The 18,537-nt window shown below is 71.4% G+C and carries 18 protein-coding genes and 1 riboswitch; of the genes, 4 read left to right on the forward strand and 14 right to left on the reverse strand.

The annotated features are described in order from the left end of the window. Window position 1: 1 nt before the first annotated feature. The 3 genes from AC1HIL_RS15030 to AC1HIL_RS15040 all read right to left on the reverse strand — a co-directional run bounded on the left by AC1HIL_RS15030 (window position 2) and on the right by AC1HIL_RS15040 (window position 3,771). Window positions 2-1,747 (reverse strand): SulP family inorganic anion transporter, encoded by a 1,746-nt coding sequence (locus tag AC1HIL_RS15030; RefSeq protein ID WP_057595837.1) that lies wholly within the window; start codon window positions 1,745-1,747, stop codon window positions 2-4. 144 nt (window positions 1,748-1,891) lie between these two features. Continuing rightward, the gene (locus AC1HIL_RS15035) at window positions 1,892-2,344 is read right to left on the reverse strand and encodes a DUF2501 domain-containing protein (protein ID WP_261213543.1); all 453 of its coding nucleotides are present in this window, start codon (window positions 2,342-2,344) and stop codon (window positions 1,892-1,894) included. 80 nt (window positions 2,345-2,424) lie between these two features. Continuing rightward, window positions 2,425-3,771: a M20/M25/M40 family metallo-hydrolase gene (locus AC1HIL_RS15040; RefSeq protein WP_479672108.1), complete on the reverse strand. Its 1,347-nt coding sequence runs from the start codon at window positions 3,769-3,771 to the stop codon at window positions 2,425-2,427. Between the two features lie 149 nt (window positions 3,772-3,920). Here AC1HIL_RS15040 and AC1HIL_RS15045 point away from each other — a divergent pair, with 149 nt between their 5' ends. Further along, window positions 3,921-4,814, forward strand: coding sequence for a LysR substrate-binding domain-containing protein (locus AC1HIL_RS15045; protein WP_479672109.1), 894 nt, complete (start codon window positions 3,921-3,923; stop codon window positions 4,812-4,814). Window positions 4,815-4,826: 12 nt separating this feature from the next. On the opposite strand, the gene AC1HIL_RS15050 is transcribed toward AC1HIL_RS15045, so the two are convergent. The 4 genes from AC1HIL_RS15050 to AC1HIL_RS15065 all read right to left on the reverse strand — a co-directional run bounded on the left by AC1HIL_RS15050 (window position 4,827) and on the right by AC1HIL_RS15065 (window position 8,071). Beyond that, on the reverse strand, window positions 4,827-6,050 hold the full coding sequence (locus tag AC1HIL_RS15050; protein WP_413763932.1) for a beta-ketoacyl-[acyl-carrier-protein] synthase family protein: 1,224 nt from the start codon (window positions 6,048-6,050) through the stop codon (window positions 4,827-4,829). Further along, window positions 6,047-6,289, reverse strand: coding sequence for an acyl carrier protein (locus AC1HIL_RS15055; protein ID WP_057597863.1), 243 nt, complete (start codon window positions 6,287-6,289; stop codon window positions 6,047-6,049). The genes AC1HIL_RS15050 and AC1HIL_RS15055 overlap by 4 nt, the downstream gene beginning before the upstream one ends. 138 nt (window positions 6,290-6,427) lie before the next feature. Continuing rightward, the gene (locus AC1HIL_RS15060) at window positions 6,428-7,120 is read right to left on the reverse strand and encodes a phosphatase PAP2 family protein (protein WP_057598302.1); all 693 of its coding nucleotides are present in this window, start codon (window positions 7,118-7,120) and stop codon (window positions 6,428-6,430) included. Window positions 7,121-7,174: 54 nt separating this feature from the next. Next, window positions 7,175-8,071: an AraC family transcriptional regulator gene (locus AC1HIL_RS15065; protein ID WP_057596140.1), complete on the reverse strand. Its 897-nt coding sequence runs from the start codon at window positions 8,069-8,071 to the stop codon at window positions 7,175-7,177. 89 nt (window positions 8,072-8,160) lie between these two features. Here AC1HIL_RS15065 and AC1HIL_RS15070 point away from each other — a divergent pair, with 89 nt between their 5' ends. The 3 genes from AC1HIL_RS15070 (at window position 8,161) to AC1HIL_RS15080 (ending at window position 12,069) form a co-directional block, all read left to right on the forward strand. Then, window positions 8,161-9,417, forward strand: coding sequence for an MFS transporter (locus AC1HIL_RS15070; RefSeq protein ID WP_261215800.1), 1,257 nt, complete (start codon window positions 8,161-8,163; stop codon window positions 9,415-9,417). A 40-nt stretch (window positions 9,418-9,457) separates the two neighbouring features. Next, the gene (locus AC1HIL_RS15075) at window positions 9,458-10,207 is read left to right on the forward strand and encodes a sulfite exporter TauE/SafE family protein (RefSeq protein ID WP_057596137.1); all 750 of its coding nucleotides are present in this window, start codon (window positions 9,458-9,460) and stop codon (window positions 10,205-10,207) included. Window positions 10,208-10,386: 179 nt separating this feature from the next. Beyond that, window positions 10,387-12,069 carry an ABC-F family ATP-binding cassette domain-containing protein gene (locus tag AC1HIL_RS15080; protein WP_479672110.1) on the forward strand — a complete coding sequence of 561 codons (1,683 nt, stop codon included), beginning with the start codon at window positions 10,387-10,389 and terminating at the stop codon, window positions 12,067-12,069. Here AC1HIL_RS15080 and arsC read toward each other — a convergent pair. The 7 genes from arsC to AC1HIL_RS15115 all read right to left on the reverse strand — a co-directional run bounded on the left by arsC (window position 12,066) and on the right by AC1HIL_RS15115 (window position 18,536). Next, window positions 12,066-12,449 (reverse strand): arsenate reductase (glutaredoxin), encoded by a 384-nt coding sequence (arsC, locus tag AC1HIL_RS15085; protein ID WP_057596135.1) that lies wholly within the window; start codon window positions 12,447-12,449, stop codon window positions 12,066-12,068. The genes AC1HIL_RS15080 and arsC overlap by 4 nt on opposite strands. 34 nt (window positions 12,450-12,483) lie before the next feature. Beyond that, entirely contained in the window at window positions 12,484-13,191 is a 708-nt protein-coding gene (locus AC1HIL_RS15090) for a glutathione S-transferase family protein (RefSeq protein WP_479672111.1), read from the reverse strand. Between the two features lie 24 nt (window positions 13,192-13,215). Then, window positions 13,216-13,728, reverse strand: coding sequence for a 6,7-dimethyl-8-ribityllumazine synthase (locus AC1HIL_RS15095; RefSeq protein WP_057596132.1), 513 nt, complete (start codon window positions 13,726-13,728; stop codon window positions 13,216-13,218). A 99-nt stretch (window positions 13,729-13,827) separates the two neighbouring features. Beyond that, window positions 13,828-13,998: riboswitch (FMN riboswitch) on the reverse strand. Between the two features lie 105 nt (window positions 13,999-14,103). Continuing rightward, window positions 14,104-15,198 carry a DNA glycosylase AlkZ-like family protein gene (locus AC1HIL_RS15100; RefSeq protein ID WP_479672112.1) on the reverse strand — a complete coding sequence of 365 codons (1,095 nt, stop codon included), beginning with the start codon at window positions 15,196-15,198 and terminating at the stop codon, window positions 14,104-14,106. 50 nt (window positions 15,199-15,248) lie between these two features. Then, window positions 15,249-16,127: a sugar phosphate isomerase/epimerase family protein gene (locus AC1HIL_RS15105; protein WP_479672113.1), complete on the reverse strand. Its 879-nt coding sequence runs from the start codon at window positions 16,125-16,127 to the stop codon at window positions 15,249-15,251. Between the two features lie 8 nt (window positions 16,128-16,135). After that, a complete protein-coding gene (locus AC1HIL_RS15110) occupies window positions 16,136-17,341 on the reverse strand; it encodes a dihydrodipicolinate synthase family protein (RefSeq protein ID WP_057596127.1) in 1,206 nt (401 codons plus the stop codon). A gap of 19 nt (window positions 17,342-17,360) precedes the next feature. Next, window positions 17,361-18,536, reverse strand: a complete 1,176-nt coding sequence (locus AC1HIL_RS15115) for a Gfo/Idh/MocA family protein (RefSeq protein WP_057596126.1) — start codon at window positions 18,534-18,536, stop codon at window positions 17,361-17,363. Window position 18,537 lies beyond the last annotated feature (1 nt).

Raw genomic sequence — 18,537 nt, forward strand, 5'->3', positions numbered from 1 at the left:
CTCAGTGCGCGGCCTGGACCTCGGCCTCGGCCGGCAGCGGCACCTCGATGCGCGGCACCAGCGCGGCCAGCGCCTCGCCGTCGGTGCGGTAGCTGAACAGCATCGGCCCGGGCGCCAGCAGGCCGGCGCGCTCCAGCACCTGCATCGCGGGCAGCTTGAGGCCGCTCAGGTGCAGCCGCACGCCGCGCGACTCGAGCATGCGGCGGATCGAGCCGAACACCTCGGCGCCCGTGATGTCGATGCGGTTGATCGGCTGGGCGAACAGGCAGACGTCGGTGAGGTCGGGCCGGTCGGCCAGCGCCACCGTGAGCGCGCGCTCGAGCGTGGAGGCCGAGGCGAAGTCGAGCTCGGCGTCCATGCGCAGCGCATGCAGGTGCGGCGCGAGCGGCGGCAGCTTCCACAGGTGGCGGTCGCGCAGGCTGCCGTCGGGATGCAGGCCGACCTCGATGATGCGCGGATGCAGGTGGCGGTACATGTAGTTCGCGAGGCTCGCGAGCAGGCCGCCGAGCACGCCCCAGTAGATGCTGGGCGCGGTCGCGATGGTGAGCACGAAGGTGCCGATGGCGATGCCGGCCTCGAGCCGCGAGATGCGCCACAGCGCCTTGAAGCTCGAGGGCTTGACCAGCCCGAGGATGGCCGTCACCACCACCGAGGCCAGCACCGCCTGCGGCACGTGGTAGAGCAGCGGCATCAGCCACAGCAGCGCGCCGGCCACCACCACCACGCTGAACAGCGTGGCCCAGCCGGTCTGCGCGCCGGCATAGAGCGTGATCGCCGAGCGCGAGAACGAGGAGCTGGTGGGAAAGGCGCCCGTGAAGCCCGAGGCCAGCTTGGCCAGGCCCTGGCCGATCAGGTCCTGGTTCTCGTTCCACAGCGTGCCGGCGCGCGCGTTGTCGACCTTGGCGCTGGAGGCGGTCTCGAGGAAGCTCACCAGCGTGATCATCAGCGCCGGCAGCACCAGCGCGCCGAAGGTGTGGGCCGGCAGCAGGCCGGGCCAGTAGAAATCGGGCAGGCCCGAGGGCAGGCTGCCGACCACCGCGCCGCCGCGCAGCGCATAGCTGATGCCCCAGCTCAGCGCGGCCGCGCCGCCCACCAGCGCCATGGTGGTGGGAAAGCGCGGCACGAAGCGCTTGCCCAGCCACAGCACGGCGATGCCGCCGAGGCCGAAGGCGATGGCCGTGAGGTCGGGCAGGGGGCCGTCGCCGCTGAGCACCTGCGGGATGGTGCGGCCGGTGAAGCCCAGCAGCGCCGGCAGCTGAGAGATCGCGATCAGCACCGCCGCGCCCTGCGTGAAGCCGATCAGCACCGGCGAGTTCACCAGCCGCAGCATCCAGCCGAAGCCGCCCGCGCCCAGCACGATCTGGATCGCGCCCGACATCAGCGTGAGCCACACCGCCATCGCCACCCATTCGGGGCTGCCGGCCACCGCCAGCGGCGCGAGCGAGGCGCCCACGAGCAGGCTGGTGAGTGCGGTCGGCCCGACCGACAGCCGCTGCGAGGAACTGAACATCACGGCGATCAGCGCCGGGAACAGCGCCGCGTAGACGCCGGTGACCAGCGGCATGCCCGCGAGCGCGGCATAGGCCACGCCTTGCGGGATGACCATCAGCGCGACCGTGATGCCGGCCAGCGCCTCGCCGCGCAGCAGCGCGGCGGAGGGGCGCGGCCAGCCCAGGCAGGGAATCCAGCGCGCCAGGCGCTGGCGCAGGGAGGGAGAGGAAGCGGAAGGAGCGGGTGGCGGCGTCATGGAAGGCGGTCTGTCGCGCACGCGGGGCGTGGGCGGACGCGGCAGGGGAACGAAGGGAGGGGAAATGCCGCGACCGCCCGATGTTAGTGCGCCGCCACGCCGCGGGCAGCGCGGTTTACCCCGGGCGCGGCGCCCGGCTCGCCCTCACAGCAGCCTGGTGGCGTTCTTCAGAACGTAGTCGCAGCCCTTTTCCTTGACCTTCGAGCTCAGCAGCTTGAAGTTGAGCGTCTGGCCGTCGCCGCCCTTGAGCAGGCCCTTGGCGCCGCTCGCGAAGCCGCTCTGCTGCTGCTTCTGGCCGGTGATCTTGGCCATCAGCTTGTCCTTGACCGAGGCCGCGTCGCCGCCGCCCAGGTAGTTGTTCTTGATGCAGTACTGCAGCACGCCGGCGGCGTTGCCCATGGTGTTGTTGCCGATCGCGGGCATGGCGAAGCCGAGGTTCTCGGCCAGACCGCCGGCGCCGCCGCTGCTGTTGCCGGCGCTGCTCGCCGCGCCGCCGCCCATCTGGTTCTTGAGCTGGTCGAGCAGCTTCGATTCGGCGTTGGCCGAGGCGCCGGCCGCGAGCAGGGCGAGCGCGATCAGGGTGGAACGGAACTTCATGGCGACCTCCTTGGTGCGAATGGATATGCGGGCACAGCATACGCCGCCCCGGTGGCGCGAGGAGGTCGCCTCGGACCGGCTCAGCGCGTGCGCGCCGGGCGCTTGGGCAGCAGCGGCTCGCTCACGCCGGCGACGCCGACCAGCCCGAGCACCGTCACGAGCGAGTTCTGCGCGCCCTTCCAGCCGTCGGTCACGTCGATCCATTCGCTGAGCGCGTGGAAGCCGCCGGTCTTGCCGCCGCCGCCGATGATGATCGCCGGGATGCCCAGCGCCATCGGCACGTTGGCGTCGGTGCTGGCGCCGGTCAAGAGCGTCTTGTGGCCGAAAGCCGCGTTGGCGCGCGTGGCGGCCTCGACGATCACCGAATCGGGCGGCGTGCGGCCACCCGGCCGGTCGCCGATCAGTTTGGTGCTCACGCTCAGCGTGTTCACGTTCCAGCGCTTGTTCTCCTCGGCCACCGCTTCGTCGAGCGTGGCGAGGATCTTCTTCTCGGTCTCGAGCAGCGAGCCCATGTCGTCCGAGCGGATGTCGATCGCCATGCGGGCATCGGGCGCGATGGTGTTGACCGAGGTGCCGCCGCCGACCGTGCCGACCGTGAAGGTGGTCTTGGGGAAGCTCGGCGTGCGTACCTCGGCGATCTTGGCGATGGCGCGGCCCATGCCGTGGATCGCGCTCGGCACCTGGCCAAAGGCGCCGTAGCTGTGGCCGCCCGGGCCCTTGAAGCTGACCTCGAAGCGGTGGCTGCCGGTGCCGAGGATCAGCACCGTGCCGTCGGCCGCCGGCTCGAGGCCGACCATGCCGTCGATGTCGAGGTGGTCGCGGAAGATCGCCTTCATGCCGCGCAGGTTGCCGAGTTCCTCCTCGCCGACATTGCCGACGAACAGCAGGTCGCCCTGCGTCTGCACCTTGTTGTCGTTGAGCACCTTGAGCCAGGACAGCAGCACCGACAGGCCGCGCGTGTCGTCGGAGATGCCCGGGGCGTAGAGCTTGCCGTCGCGCTCCTTGACCTTCACGTCGGTGCCGGCCGGGAACACGGTGTCGAGGTGGGCCGAGATCAGCAGCTTCGGACCGTGGCCCGTGCCCTTGCGCAGGCCGACCACGTTGCCCTCGGCGTCGATGCGCGCATCCGTCAGGCCCAGCGCCTTCATGCGCGCGAGGAAGGCCTCGGCGCGCTTCTGTTCCTTGAACGGCGGCGCCTCGATCTCGGTCAGCAGCTTCAGGTCCTCGACCGAGCGCTCGTGGTCGGCCTTCACCGCCTCGAGCAGCTTCTGGACCGCGGGCGCTGCCATCAGCTGCGCGTAGGCCTTGTCGACCTCGGGCCGCACCTGCGGCGGGTTGGCGATGGCGCCGCCCTGGGCGAGGGCCGCGCCGGCGGCGCAGAGCAGGGCGAGGGCGATGGGAGCGAGGCGAAACGACGAGCGGGGCATGCGGAAGGTCCGGGCGGTGGAAGTCTGGGTCGAAAGAAAAACCGTCGTGTCATGGACTCGTCACGACGGGCCGCCGGCGATTCTTATCGGGGGATGAGCATCGCGCTCGGGTTTAATCTTCGTTGCTGTCAGTTTTTCTAACGATGACGATGAAACGCCACATCCCGAGCACGCGCGCGCTGCTGGTCTTCGACGCGGTCGCGCGCCACCACGGCGTGAGCCGCGCCGCCGAGGAGCTGTGCCTCACGCACAGCGCCGTGAGCCAGCAGCTGCGGCTGCTCGAGACCCAGATCGGCGTGCGGCTGGTGCAGCGTTCGGCGCGCGGCACCACGCTGACCGAGGCCGGCCGCCGCTACCACGGCCAGATCGCGGGCGACCTGCTGCGGCTGCAGGACCACACGCTCGAGGCCATGGCCCGGCGCACCGATGGCCTGCGGCTGATCGTGGGCGCGGTGCCGGTGCTGGCCGAGGGCTGGCTGCTGCCGCGGCTGCCGGGCTTCACCGCGCGCCAGCCGGGCTGCAGCCTGCACCTGCAGGTGTTCCCGACGCTGCTCTACATGGAGGACATGCCCTTCGACGTCGGCGTGCAGTACGACGACGCCGTGTGGCCGGGCGCCGAGGCGCGGCCGCTGATGCCCGAGGCCTGCGTGGCGGTCTGCGCGCCCGGCGCGGCCGGCCGGGCCCGGATGGCGCGCGGCGATTTCCGCGAGGCGCGGCTGCTGCACCTGCGCACCCGGCTCGGCGCCTGGGAGGAGTGGTTCGCGCAGGCGCCGGCCGCGACACAGGCGCCCGACAACCTCGTCGCCGGCCATCGCTTCGACCTGTTCTCCATGCTGCTCGAGGCGGTGCGCGCCGACCTCGGCGTGGGCCTGGTGCCGCGCTATTTCGTGGAGCGCGCGCTGCGTTCGGGCGAACTGGCGCTGGCCTGCGAGCACGAGGCGCCGTCGCGCCGCGGCTACAGCGTGTTCGTGCCGCCGAACCGGGCGGCCGATCCGCTGGTGACGGCCTTCGTCGAATGGATCTGCGAGCTGCCCACTGCCTGAGCGGGCCGGGCCTCAGGCGCGGCGGAACAGCAGCACGGAGTTGGTGCCGCCGAAGGCGAAGGAATTGCTGATCGCCGCCTCGAGCGCGGGCGCCTCGGCGTCGCCGGGCGCCACCAGGTTCAGCGCGCAGTCGGGATCGATTTGGCCGCCGTTCACGTTGGGCGGCAGCCGGCGTTCGCGCAGCGCGAGGATGGTGATGACCGCCTCGAGCGCGCCGGCGCCGCCGAGCAGGTGGCCGTGCAGCGCTTTGGTCGAGCTGGTGCGCAGGCCGTCGAGATCGTCGCCCCAGACCGCGGCCAGCGCATTGCGTTCCACCACGTCGCCGATGCGGGTGGCGGTGCCGTGCGCGTTGCAGTAGCCCACGTCGCGCGGCGCCAGATCCGCCTGGCGCAGGGCCGAGCGCAATGCGCGCGCCTGGCCGGGCGCGTCGGGCTTGGTGAGATGGGTGGCGTCGCTGCTCAGGCCCCAGCCGGCGACCAGCGCATGGATGCGCGCGCCGCGCCGGCGCGCGCGCTCGGCCGACTCGAGCACCACGAAGGCCGCGCCCTCGCCTAGCGCGAAGCCGCTGCGGTCGGCCGCGAAGGGCCTGACCGCCTGCGCCGCCTCGCCGCTCTGGAAGCCGGCCAGCGTCATCATGGCCTGCCAGGCCAGCACCACGCCGGGCACGATCAGCGCTTCGCTGCCGCCCGCGATGGCGAGATCGACCTCGCCGCGCTGGATCGCCTTGGCGGCCTCGGCGATCGCCACCGACGACGAGGCGCAGGCCACCGAGTAGGTGAGCACCGGGCCCTGCACGCCCTGGCGCATCGACACGTGGGCCGCCGGCGCATTGGGCATGAAGGCCGGAATGGTCAGCGGCGACACGCGACCGTTGCCGCGGTAGGCGGCCTCGAGCGCGGCCGCGCCGCCCATGCCGCAGCCGCCGTACACGCCCACGCGCTCGGCGTCGAGGCCGCTGTCGGCGAGGGCGGGAATGCCGGCATCGCGCATCGCGAGGTCGGCGGCAGCCACCGCGAGCTGGCTCACGCGGTCGACGCCCGCGAGCTGCAGCTTGGTGAACCAGCGGCTCTCGTCGAAGGCGACGGTGGCGGCGGCGGCCGGCTTGGGGAGTTCGGGGAACACCGGCGCGATGGCCGAGCGGCCCTGCAGCAGGGCCTCGAACAGGGTGTCGGGATGGTCGCCGTGCGGGGCGACGACGCCCAGCCCGGTGACGGCGACCTCCGAAGGCGTGTTCACGCTGGCTTGGCGGCGCGGACCTTGTCGACCAGCACGGCCAGTTCGGCCAGCGTGTCGATGTTGGCGTCCTCGTCGGGCATGGTGATGCCGAAGTGGTCTTCGATGGCGAACAGGAATTCGGCCAGCGCCAGCGAATCGAGGCCGCCTTTCTCCCGCATGGAGGCATGGGGGTCGAGGGTCGACGGTTCGATGCCGTACTTCTCTTGGATCAGGTCCTGCAATTCCTTCAGCGAACTCATCGTGCGATGCCTGTGGTCTCTCTTGCCAGCCGCTGATCGATTGCAATCGATCCCTTCCTCGCTCGGCGTATGTCTAGGGTCGGTGAGCGCCAATGATATCCGCTCCCACCGCAGGGACATGCCGGCCGTAAGGGGGAGTCAGCGTGCTCGATAACCCGGACGCCAGCGCAGCGAGGGCAGCGCGAAGGCCAGTCCGAGCAACGCGCCGGCCAGCGCGTCGAGCGCCACGTGCTGCTTGACCGCCAGCGTCGACCACGCGATGGCCGCGAACCAGAGCCAGTTCAAGAGCCGCGGCCACAGCGGCGTGCGGGCTTCGCGCAGCACGTGCTCGAGCCGCACCGCGGTGAAGATCGCCACCGCCACGTGCATCGAGGGGCAGGCATTGCCGGCGGCGTCCACGCCTTGCAGCATCTCGAAGCCCGCATAGCCCGAAACGTCGATGGCCAGAGGAGGTATCTGCGTCGGCCACAGGTAGAACAGGCCCAGCCCCGTGAGGCACAGCCCGCCGACCCAGAAGCCGTAGACCAGCAGCTCGCGGAAGTTCGGCTGCAGCCCGGGCGCCACGCCCACGTAGAGCCACAGCGACAGGTAGGCGCCCAGGAAGTGCGGCTGGAACGGGATCAGTGCGTCGAGCGCGGTCAGCGGCATCACCGTGACCGGGAAGGCCGGGTTGCGCAGCAGGTGGAAGTAGCCGATGAAGAACAGCCAGGTGAAGACCGTGGTGCCGACCGCCTTCAGCAGGAACAGGCAGCGCACGCGGCGCCCGATCTCGGCGCCCCAGGTGGGCGTGGCCGGCGCGGCGGGCAGGGGCAGGGGGAGCGGTCGGTTCATGGCGGGGTGGCGGCCGATCTTGCCAGAGCCCCGTGACCGCCCCCGAAAAGCACCTCAGGCGTGGGCGGACGAGGGACCGCGCTTGCGGTGCTGGAACGAGGTCGGCGAGCGCCCGGTGGCGGCCTTGAACATGGCGCAGAAGGCGCTGTCGGTGGCGTAGCCGCTGGCGGCCGCCACCTGGCTCACGGCCATGCCGCGCGCCAGCAGCGGCAACGCATGCGCCATCACCGCCTGCTGGCGCCACTGCTGCCAGCTCATGCCGAGCTGGTCGCGGAACATGCGCGCCACCGTGCGCTCGCTCGCGCCGATGCTGGCGGCGCGCTCGGCCAGGGTGGCGCGGTCGGCCGGGTTGCGCAGCAGCGCCTCGCAGAGCTGGCGCAGCCGCTTGTCGGCGGGCAGCGGCACGTCGATGCGGATCTGCGTGGCGCGCTCGAGTTCGTCGACCAGGAGCGGCGCGATCATGCGTTCGCGCTGCGGCGCATGCGCGTCGGTGGGCGGCAGGCCGTCGGGCGTGGTGTCCAGCGCCAGCATCAGCGCGCGCAGCAGCGGGCTGATCTCGAGCACCTCGCATTTCTCCCACGCCGGGCCCAGCCAGGCATGCAGGTAGATGGTGCGCAGCTCCGCGTCCTCGATCAGCATGATGCTGTGCGGCATGTCGGCCGGCACCCAGACCGCGCGCGAGGGCGGCACGATGTAGCTGCCGTCCTGGGTGTTGAGGCGGATCACGCCGCGGGTGGAGAAGGTCAGCTGCGGCCACGGATGCTGGTGCAGCTCGACGAAGGTGTCGGCGCTCAGGAAGTGCTCCTTGGCGCGCAGCGGCCGCACCGCGTCGGGCGCGTACAGGTGCGGCGTGAGCGAGGCCACGCTGGTGACCGGCGCGGGCACCGGGGCCGCGCGCGGCTTGTCGGGGCGCGGAACGCCGTCCGCGGGAGTGGGGAGCTCGCTTGGCATAGTTTCGACAAATGTTGTCGCGGTATCGCCATTCTGCCGCCGAGCCCGGACATAGCATCGGGGCTTGCCCCGGTTTTTTGTAGCAATCCATGTCTTCCTCCGCCTCGACCCCTCCCAACGCCACCTCCCCGACCACCCTGCGCAGCGACGCCCAACTGATCGGCCTGGTCGGGCTGGCGCATGCGATCAGCCACTTCAGCCAGCTGATCCTGGCGCCGCTGTTTCCGTGGCTCAAGGACGCTTTCGGCGTGAGCTACACCGAGCTGGGCGCGGTGCTGACGGTGTTCTTCGTGGTCTCGTGCATCGTGCAGGCGGCCTCGGGCTTCATCGTCGACAAGCTGGGCCCGCGGCCGGTGCTGTTCGTGGGCCTGGGCGCGCTGGGGCTGGCGGCCTTCGGCTACGCGGCGGCGCAGAGCTACTGGATGCTGCTGCTGTGCGCCGTGGTCGGCGGCATCGGCAACGGCGTGTTCCACCCGGTCGACTACACGCTGTTCAACCGCAAGGTCGCGCCCACGCGCCTGGGCCATGCCTACAGCGTGCACGGCATCACCGGCAGCCTGGGCTGGGCGCTGGCGCCGGCCTTCGTGGTGCCGATCGCCATCGCCACCTCGTGGCGCGTGGCGCTGGCCTCGGCCGGCGCGCTCGCGATCGTGGTGCTGCTGGTGCTGTGGGCCTACCGCCGCGTGCTCGACCTCGACGTGAAGGCGGTGCACAAGGCCACCGGCCAGGGCGAGGCCGCGGTGGGCGGGCAGTTCGACTTCCTGCGCATCCCGGCGGTGTGGATGTGCTTCGGTTTCTTCTTCTTCTATGCGGCCGTGATCAGCGTGGTCCAGACCTTCGCGCCGGTCGCGGCCGGCCACCTGCACGCGGTGCCGGTCGGTATCGTGGCGGTGTGCCTCACGGTCTACATGGTGGCGAGCTCGGCCGGCATGGTGGCGGGCGGCTTCCTGGCCTCCGATCCCTCGCGCTGCGAGCGCATCGTGGGCCTGGGCTTCGGCATCGCCGCCGCGCTGGCGCTGGTGCTGGCCTTCGCCGACTTCCCGCCGCTGGTGGTGCCGGTGCTGTTCGGCGCCATGGGCTTCGTCTCGGGCGTGGCCGGTCCCTCGCGCGACCTGCTGGTCAAGCGCTCGACGCCGCCCAATGCCACCGGCCGCGTCTACGGCGTGGTCTACGCCGGCCTCGACATCGGGCAGGCCGTGGCGCCGCTGATCTTCGGCCGCCTCATGGACCATGGCCAGTACGTGGCCGTGATCGTGGGCCTGGCGCTCGTGCAGGGCGTGCTGATCGCGAGCGCCTTCAACGTGACGCGCGTGCGCCGCACGGCACTGGTGCCGGCCTCGGCCTGATCCCTGCAGCGCCGCGCGGCCGCCGATATCATCGGCCGCCATGCAGGCCCTGTATCTCTATGTGATCGTCGGCGCGGTGCTGGCGGGATTCGTGCAGGGCCTGTCCGGCTTTGCGTTCAGCATGGTGTCGATGTCGGTCTGGGCCTGGACGCTCGACCCGCAGCTCGCGGCCATCCTCGCGCTGTTCGGCGGCATGACCGGGCAGCTGATCACCGCCTTCAGCGTGCGCCGCCGCTTCGACCGCCAACTGCTCTGGCCCTTCGTCGCCGGCGGCCTCGCGGGCATTCCCTTCGGCGTCTGGCTGCTGCCGCACCTGGACGTCGAGCTGTTCAAGGTCTGCCTCGGCGCGGTGCTGGTGCTGTGGTGCCCCGCGATGCTGATGTCGCAGCGGCTGCCGCGCGTGCGCTTCGGCGGCCGGGTGGCCGACGGCGTGGCCGGTGCCATCGGCGGCGCGATGGCCGGCATCGGCGGCTTCTCGGGCGTGGTGCCCACGCTGTGGTGCACCCTGCGCGGCTTCGAGCGCGACACCCAGCGCGCGGTGATCCAGAACTTCAACCTCACGATGCTGGTGGTGGCCTTCTCGCTGCACGTGGCGCGCGGCGGCGTCGCCATATCGACCATCCCGCTGCTGGGCCTGGTCGCGGTGGCCGTGTTCGTGCCGGTGCGGCTCGGCGCGCGGCTGTACATCGGCATCAGCGAGGCCACCTTCCGCAAGATCGTGCTGGGCCTGCTGACGGCCTCGGGCGTGGCGATGCTGGCCTCGGCGCTGCCGGTGCTGCTGCGTCGCTGAAGAAGAGAAAAGTCGCGGAACCTTCGCGCGAGGCCCGCCTCCAAACCGGCCCGGGGCCTTTCGCGGCCCTTTCGTTTTTTCCGGAGCGTCCCCCCGAAATGCGCCTTTGAGCCTTCCTTGATCGCCGCGATGCATGACCACCGTGCATCGCCTTGCCAACGATTCATCGGAGGGCCGGCATGGCTCATCGCACGCACGCACCGCGCCCGGGTTCAGGGCCGGACGCTTCCTTTTCTCTTTCTTCCACCGCCGGCTTCGAGCTGCGCCACGCCAGCCTCGCGCTGCCGGGCGGGCATCTGTTGTTCGACGATCTCTGCGCGACCTTCCAGCCCGGGCGCATCGGACTGGTCGGGCGCAATGGCGCCGGCAAGTCGATGCTGCTCGACCTGCTCGCGGGCCGGCGCGAACCCACGGCAGGCGCGATCGTGCGGCCCTCGCGCCGCGTGCACGTGGCGCAGAACGCCGGCGCCGCGCCGCATGCGGACCTGGCCGCGGTCGCGGGCCTCGCGCGTCCCTTCGCCGCGCTCGCGCGCATCGAGGCCGGTCATGCCACGCCCGCCGATTTCGATGACGCCGAAGGCTGCTGGGACCTGCCCGCGCGCTTCGCGGCCGCGCTCGCCGACGCGGGCCTGCCCTGCGCCATCGGCCGGCGCGTCGACAGCCTGAGCGGCGGCGAGCGCACCCGCGTCGCGCTGGCCGGCGCCTTCCTCTCGGGAGCCGATGCGCTGCTGCTCGACGAGCCCAGCAACCATCTCGATGCCGATGCACGGCGCTGGCTGCGCGAGCGGCTCGCGGCCTGGCGCGGCGTGGTGGTGGTCGCGAGCCACGACCGCGAACTGCTCGAGGGCATGGACCGCATCGTCGAGATCGCGCCGGCCGGCGGCCTGCGCGGCTGCACCGGCGGCTGGCAGGCCTACAGCGCCTGGCGCGAGCGCGAGGCCGACGCCGCGCAGGCCCGGCTCGCGCACACGCGCCACGAGCGCGACGCCGCCTTGCGCGAATTGCGCCGGCAGCACGACGCGCAGCAACGCCGTGCCGCGCGCGGCGCGGCCTGGGCGCGCGATGCCAATCTAGGCGGGCTCTACCTGGGCCGCCTCAAGGGCAATGCCGAGGCCCACGCGGGACGCGAGCACGAGCGGCAGCGCGAGAGTCGCGCGGCGCTCGATGCCGCCGTGCGCGAGGCAGCGGCCGGCGTGGCACCGCCGTCGGCGATTGCTCTCGCATTGCCGGGCTCCGTGGTTCCCGCCGGGCGCCGCGTGCTGTGGCTCGAGGGCGCGGTGCCCGCACGGCCGGCCGGCGCGAAACCGCTGGGCCTGTGCCTGCATGGCCCCGTGCGCATCGGCCTCGGCGGCCCCAATGGCTGCGGCAAGACCAGCCTGCTGCGCATGCTCGCGGGACAGCAGGCGCCGATCGCCGGTCGCTGCGAAGCGCCGCTGCGCCCGGCATGGCTCGATCAGGATGGCGGTGCCGCGATGCCGCCCGACCGGTCATTGCTGCAGCAGTTGGATGCACTGCATTCACCCCTGCCCGAAGGCGAACTGCGTACCCGGCTCGCGCTGCTGGGGCTCGGTGCGGCCGAAGTGCTGCGGCCGCTCGCGCAACTGAGCGGCGGCGAACGGCTCAAGGCCGCGCTGGCCTGCGCGCTGTGGAGCGGCGAGCCGGCCGAGATGCTGCTGCTCGACGAGCCCACGAACCACCTCGACATCGCCTCGGTGCTCGCGCTCGAGCAGGCGCTGCAAGGCTTCCCGGGCGTGCTCGTCGTGGCCTCGCACGATGCGCGCTTTCTCGACGCGCTCGCGCTGACCCATCGGCTGGCGTCCCGCGACAACGGCTGGACACTGCGCGAATCGGACAGCCCTTAGGCGGCGGGCAGGATCTCGCGCACCCGCTCCCAGGGCCGGCACATCAGCGTGCCGCGCGGCGACACCACGATCGGGCGCTGCAGCAGGATCGGATGCTCGACGATGAAGCCGAGGATCTGGTCGTCGCTCCACTTCGGGTCGTCGAGCTTCAGCGCGGCGTACGGTTCTTCCTTGGTGCGCAGCAGCTCGCGCGCCTTCAGGCCCATCGCGTCGGCGAGCTCGCGCAGCTTCTTCTTCGACGGCGGCGTCTTCAGGTACTCGACGATCTCGGGCTCCACGCCGCTTTCGCGGATCAACGACAGCACGTTGCGCGAGGTGCTGCAGTTGGGCTTGTGGTAGATCGTCATCGGGTAGTCGGTGGTGGCTTCTTTGCGGGTCATGACGCGATTATCGGAAGCCGCGGCCCGACGCGCGTCACTCGCCGCGTTCCCAGCCCGACGTGAACGGAAAGCGCTCGGCCCAGAACGCGGCCAGCCGCGGCTCGGCGTCGACGCGCTTCACCACCTCGGCCATGCGCGGCGCCTCGCGGTAGAAACGCTCGCGCCATGGGGTCCAGCGCGACATCACGGTCACGTAGAGGTCGAGCATGCCGATGCGCTCGCCGAGCAGGTAGGGCGAGGGCGCGGCGATCTGCGTGTCCATCAGGCGCCAGCAATGGGCCACGCGCTCGGCCGAGCGCTCGAGCATCGCGGGCTGCGCCGCCTTGTCGGGCACCAGCCGCGCGGGATCGTCGCGCACCCAGAACATCGAATAGATGGCGGCCGGCAGGTAGACCATCCAGCGCAGGTACTGCGCGCGCAGCGCATCGCCGGGTGCGGGACAGAGGCCGGCCTCGGGATGGCGGTCGCCGAGCCAGAGCAGGATCGCCGCGCTCTCGGTCATCAGCTCGCCCGAGGGCAGCACCAGCGCCGGCACCTGGCGCATCGGGTTGAGGCTGGCGATGCGATCGCGCTCGGCATCGCCTTCCCAGGTCGCGATGTCGACCGTGTCGACCTGGTCGCCGAGGCCGATCAGCGTGAGCGCCGCATGCACGGGCGTCGCGCCCGAGCCGGGCGCGCCGTAGAGCGTGTAGCGACCGGGCGCGGCGGAAGGTGGGGTGGTGGGGGATGACGGGGAAGCCATCCACCCAGACTAGCGCGCCCGCGTTCAGGCCGCCAGCAGCGTTTCGACCTCTTGCAGACCTTTCAGCGTCTTGACGCAGGCCTCGGCCACCTCGGTGCCCTTGACCGCGAAGTGGCGGTGGAAGTACTTGCGGTGCTCCACGTGCTCGTGGAAGTGATGCGGCGTGAGCACGGCCGAGAAGATCGGCACATTGGTCTCGAGTTGCAGCGACATCAGCGTGCTGACCACCGTGCTGGCCACGAACTCGTGGCGGTAGATGCCGCCGTCCACCACCAGCGCGCAGGCCACGATGCCCGCGTAGCGGCCCGACAGCGCGAGCCGCTTGGCATGCAGCGGGATCTCGAAGGCGCCGGGCACGTCGAAGACGTCGATGCGATCGCGCGGCACGCCCAGGCGCTCCATCTCCTCGAGGAAGGCGTCGCGTGCCTGGTGGACGATGTCGGAATGCCACTGCGCCTCGACGAAGGCGATGCGCTGGCCGCGCGGTGCGTCCGTCGCGGCGATGGCGGAAAGGGGAAGGTCGTTGATCTGACTCATGGTGTGCCTCTTCGAAAGCAGGTTTCCTGAATCAGGGCGCACGAAACCACGGAGCAGACCGCACGCTCCATGGCAGAAGCGCGCGGGCCGGCCCGCATTTCGCGCTCTCTTTCATCCGGACTGTGACCGTCGGCCCCGGGATCGCACCGGGTCTGCTGACCCCGCGGCTCGTTGCAAGCCACGGGCGCTCGCGGGCTCATGCAGTACCTTCCTTCGAAGAACACCGCCATCACCGCCGGTGGGGAATTGCACCCCGCCCTGAGAACGCTTGCCCCGGCTCGCACCGGGGCGAGGGCGATTCTAGGCAGGCGCCGCGCCCGGCCCTGTCGCGCACGGGCCAAGACCCCAGGCCGCCGGGGGGGGCCCGCGGCCGGCTCAGCGCGCCGCGAGGAACTCGGCCATGCGCCCGAGCTCGTCGTCGAGCGCCGCGCGGAAGGCCGCGCCGTGCGGCTTGCGGCCCTCGACGTAGCCGAAGGCGGGCTGGGGCCGCCCTTCGGGCGCGCTCACGTTGGCCCAGCCGATCACGCGGTCGTGCCACAGCAGCGGCAACGCGTAGTAGCCGAACTGGCGCTGCGGCGCGGGCGTGTAGGCCTCGAACTTGTAGGTCCAGCCCCAGAGCAGCTCGAAGCGGCGGCGGTCCCACACCACGGGGTCGAAGGGCGCGAGCAGGCGCACCGCGTCGTCGGGCGCATGGCGGCGCGAGGCCGGGTTCTCGTCGGCCGGCCAGTACCAGGTGATGCCGTCGATGCGGATGCTCGCGAGCTCCTCGCGCGCGAGGCGCAGCGCGGCCTGCGTCTGCGCCGACAGGTGCGGCGCGCCGTAGCCGAGCAGCCGCACCAGGTAGGTCAGGCTGCCGGCCGGCAGCGGCGCGTACTTGCGCACGATCAGTTCGATCAGCGCGGCCGCGCGGCGCGCGCGGCCGGCCGGGCTTTCGTCGGCCGGCGCATGCTCGACCGCCTCGTAGATGCGCGTGCCGCTGTCGCGCCGCACGACGCGCAGCAGGCCGCGGTAGTGCATGCCGTCGAGCAGGTGCGTCGACGCATTGCCCGAGCCGCCCCAGTAGTTGCGCATGCGGCCGTGCGCGAAGTGCTGCTCGACCTCGCGCGGATGCACGCGGCCGCGCTCGCGCACGAAGGCCAGCACGTCGGCCGCCTTGCGCCGCGTCTCGGCGTCCCAGGGCTTGGCGGCCTCGCGCGGATGCATCAGCGCCAGGTGCTCGCGCGGCAGGAAGCCGTAGTTGACCAGGCAGTCTTCCTCGATCGCGAGCCGCGTGTAGCGGCGCTCGAGGTCACCCGCGCGGTAGTCGTTGACGCGATGGCGCAGCGTCAGGTCCTGGGCGCGCGCCGGGGCGCGGATCGGATCGGCCTGCACGAAGCCGAGCTTCCTGATCGCGCCGGGGAGCGTGGTGGGCTTGAACAGGGTGCGCGCCACGGCGTAGCGGCGCAGGTCGTCGAGGCTGGGGGCGGGCATGGGCGCATTGCAGCACAGGCCGCCATGGCTTGCTCGCCCCGGGGCCGTGCTCAGACCGCGCTGCGATGCCGCTCGATGCAGATGTCGAGCGTCTCGGCCCCCGGCCGCTGCCACCAGTCGAGGTTCGAGAAGATCTCGACCTCGCTGAAGCCCGCGAAGCCGGCTTCTTCGACCCAGCCGCGGATCTTCTTGAGCTCGACCACGCCGTCGCCCATCATCCCGCGGTCGGACAGCAGGTCGCGCGTGGGCGTGAGCCAGTCGCAGACGTGGTAGGCCAGGAGGCGCTCGCGGCCCGCGCGCGCGATCTGCTGCTGCAGCTTCGGGTCCCACCACACGTGGTAGATGTCGAGCGCCACGCCGAGCATGCCGCTCCTGCCCGCATCGAGCTCGTCGCAGAGGTCGAGCGCATGCTCCAGCGTGTTGATGCAGGCGCGGTCGGCCGCCTGCATGGGGTGCAGGGGCTCGATGGCCAGCGGCATGCCGACCTCGCGCGCGTACTCGAGCGAGGCCGCGATGCCGTCGCGCACTTCGGCGCGCGCCCGCGCAATGTCCTTGTAGGCGGCCTTGCCGTCGAGCGCGCCGGGCAGCGCGCCGACCACCAGCACGAGGCAGGGCGCATCGAGCGTCTTCGCCTCGTCGATGGCGCGGCGGTTGTCGTCGAGCGCGGCCTTCAGGCCCGCGGCATCGGGTGCCGGGAAGAAGCCGCCGCGGCAGTAGCCCGAGAGGCCGATGCCGTGCGCCTTCAACTGCCGCGCGATCCTGTCGATGCCGACGGCCGCGACCTGGTCGCGCCAGGGGCTGATGGCGCGGATGCCGCGCTCGGCGCACTGGTCGACGATGCGGTCGAGCGGCACTTCGGCGCCCGACTGCTTGCGCACCGTGGCGGTGTTGATCGAGAGCCAGTCGTGGTTCTGCGAGAAATCGCGCATGGACGGGCTCACTCCACGCCGTGCAGCGACAGCAGCGTCTTCATGCGCCGCACCGCGAGCTCGGGCTGCTCGAACAGGTGGGCCGCGTCGGCCAGCCGGAACAGCTCGGCGAAATGCTGCAGCGAGCGCGTGCTCTGCTGGCCGCCGACCATGGTGAAGTGCTTCTGGTGGCCGTTGAGCCAGGCCATGAAGACCACGCCGGTCTTGTAGAAGCGCGTGGGCGCGGCAAAGATGTGGCGCGACAGCGGCACGGTGGGGCCGAGGATCTCGTGGAAGCGCTCGACGCGGCCCGCGGCCAGTTCGCCGAGGGCGGCGCTGGCGGCCGGCGCGATGGCGTCGAAGATGCCCAGCAGCGCATCGCTCTTGCCGTGCGTGGGGTGGCTGCCGTGGCCGTCGCCCGCGATCAGCTCGGCGTAGTTGAAGTCGTCGCCGGTGTACATGCGCACGCCCTGGCCGTCGGGGCCGCCGGTGGCCGGCAGGCGGCGGCGCATCGCGATCTCCTTGTCCTTGTCGAGCAGCGAGATCTTGATGCCGTCGACCTTGTCGGGATGGGCCGCGATCACGCCGAGCGCGGTTTCCATCGCGGCATCGACGTCGGTCGTGCCCCAGTAGCCGGCCAGCGCGGGGTCGAACATCTCGCCGAGCCAGTGCAGCACCACGGGCTGCTTCGCCTGGCTCAGGATGCGGTCGTACACGCGCTCGTAGTCGGCCGGGCCCTTCGCCACGCGCACCAGCGCGCGGCTGCACATCACGATCAGCTTGCCGCCGAGCTTCTCGATGGCGGCCATCTGTTCCTCGTAGCCGCGGATCACGTCGTCCACGCTCTTCACCGCATCGAGGTCGAGGTGGTCGGTGCCGCAGCCCGAGGCCACGAGCGCGCCGGGAATGTCGCTGGCGGCATCGATCGAGCGGCGGATCAGCTCGAGCGAGGTCGGCCAGTCCAGGCCCATGCCGCGCTGCGCGGTGTCCATGGCCTCCGCCACGCCCAGGCCGAGCGCGTAGAGGTGGCGCCGGTAGGCGAGGGTGGCGTCCCAGTCGACCGCGCATTGCAGCCAGGGATCGATGGCGGCCAGCGGGTCGGCCACGACGTGCGCGGCCGAGTAGGCGATGCGGTCGAAGCGCACGCCCGCGGGCGGCTTCGGCGGCGTGCTGCCGCGCAGCGCGTAGTCGGCGAGCGCGCCGCCGGCGGTGGGGAGCTTGAGCGAGAGGGCCATGCGGTCGGGTCTCCGGGTCTCAGACCTTCAGCGCGGGCACGTCGACCCAGCGGCGGTCCTGCCACGATTCGAGCGCGGCCTCGACCAGCTGCACGCCCTTGGCGCCCTCGGGCAGGGTCCACTTGTAGGGCGCGTCCTCCACCACGTGGCGGATGAAGTGCTCCCACTGGATCTTGAAGCCGTTGTCGTAGACCTGCGAGTCCGGGATCTCCTGCCACTGGTCGAAGAAGTTCATGGTCTGCTTCTCGTCGGGGTTCCACACCGGGCGCGGCGTGGCCACGCGCGACTGGGCGCGGCAGCTCGACAGGCCGGCCACGGCCGAGCCGTCGGTGCCGTCGACGTGGAAGGTCACGAGGTCGTCGCGGCGCACGCGCGTGACCCAGCTCATGTTGATCTGCGCGATCACCGGCTCGCCGTTGTGGCCGGTGAGTTCGCAGGTGGCGTAGGCGGCGTCGTCGGCCGTGGCTTCGTAGGGCTGGCCGGCCTCGTCCCAGCGCTTCGGGATGTGGGTGGTGCCCAGGCAGCTCACCGACTTCACCTCGCCGAACAGGTTGTCGAGCACGTAGCGCCAGTGGCACATCATGTCGAGGATCATCCCGCCGCCGTCTTCCTTGCGGTAGTTCCAGCTCGGGCGCTGGATCGGCTGCAGGTCGCCCTCGAACACCCAGTAGCCGAACTCCAGGCGCACGCTGAGCATGCGGCCGAAGAAGCCGGCGCGGCGCAGCATGTCGAGCTTGCGCAGGCCGGGCAGGAACAGCTTGTCCTGCACCGCGCCGTGCTTGAGGCCGTGCTTCTCCTTGGCTTCCTCGGCCAGGCGCGCGATCTCCACCGCCTCGTTGAGGTTGGTCGCGATCGGCTTCTCGCAGTAGACGTGCTTGCCGGCGCGGATCGCCTTGGCCAGCAGGGTGGGGCGCATCTGCGTGGTGCCGGCGTCGAAGAAGACGGTGTCGTCCTTGTTCTCGAGCGCCTTGTCGAGGTCGGTGCCCCAGCGCTGGATGCCGTGGGCCTTGGCCAGCGCCTCGATCTTCTCGGCGTTGCGGCCGATCAGGATCGGGTCGGGCATCACCTTGTCGCCGTTCGACAGCGTCACGCCGCCCTGGGCGCGAATGGCGCAGATCGAGCGGATCAGGTGCTGGTTCATGCCCATGCGGCCTGTGACGCCGTGCATGATGATTCCTAGACGTTGGGTGGGCATG

The organism is Variovorax sp. ISS6, from assembly GCF_056523145.1.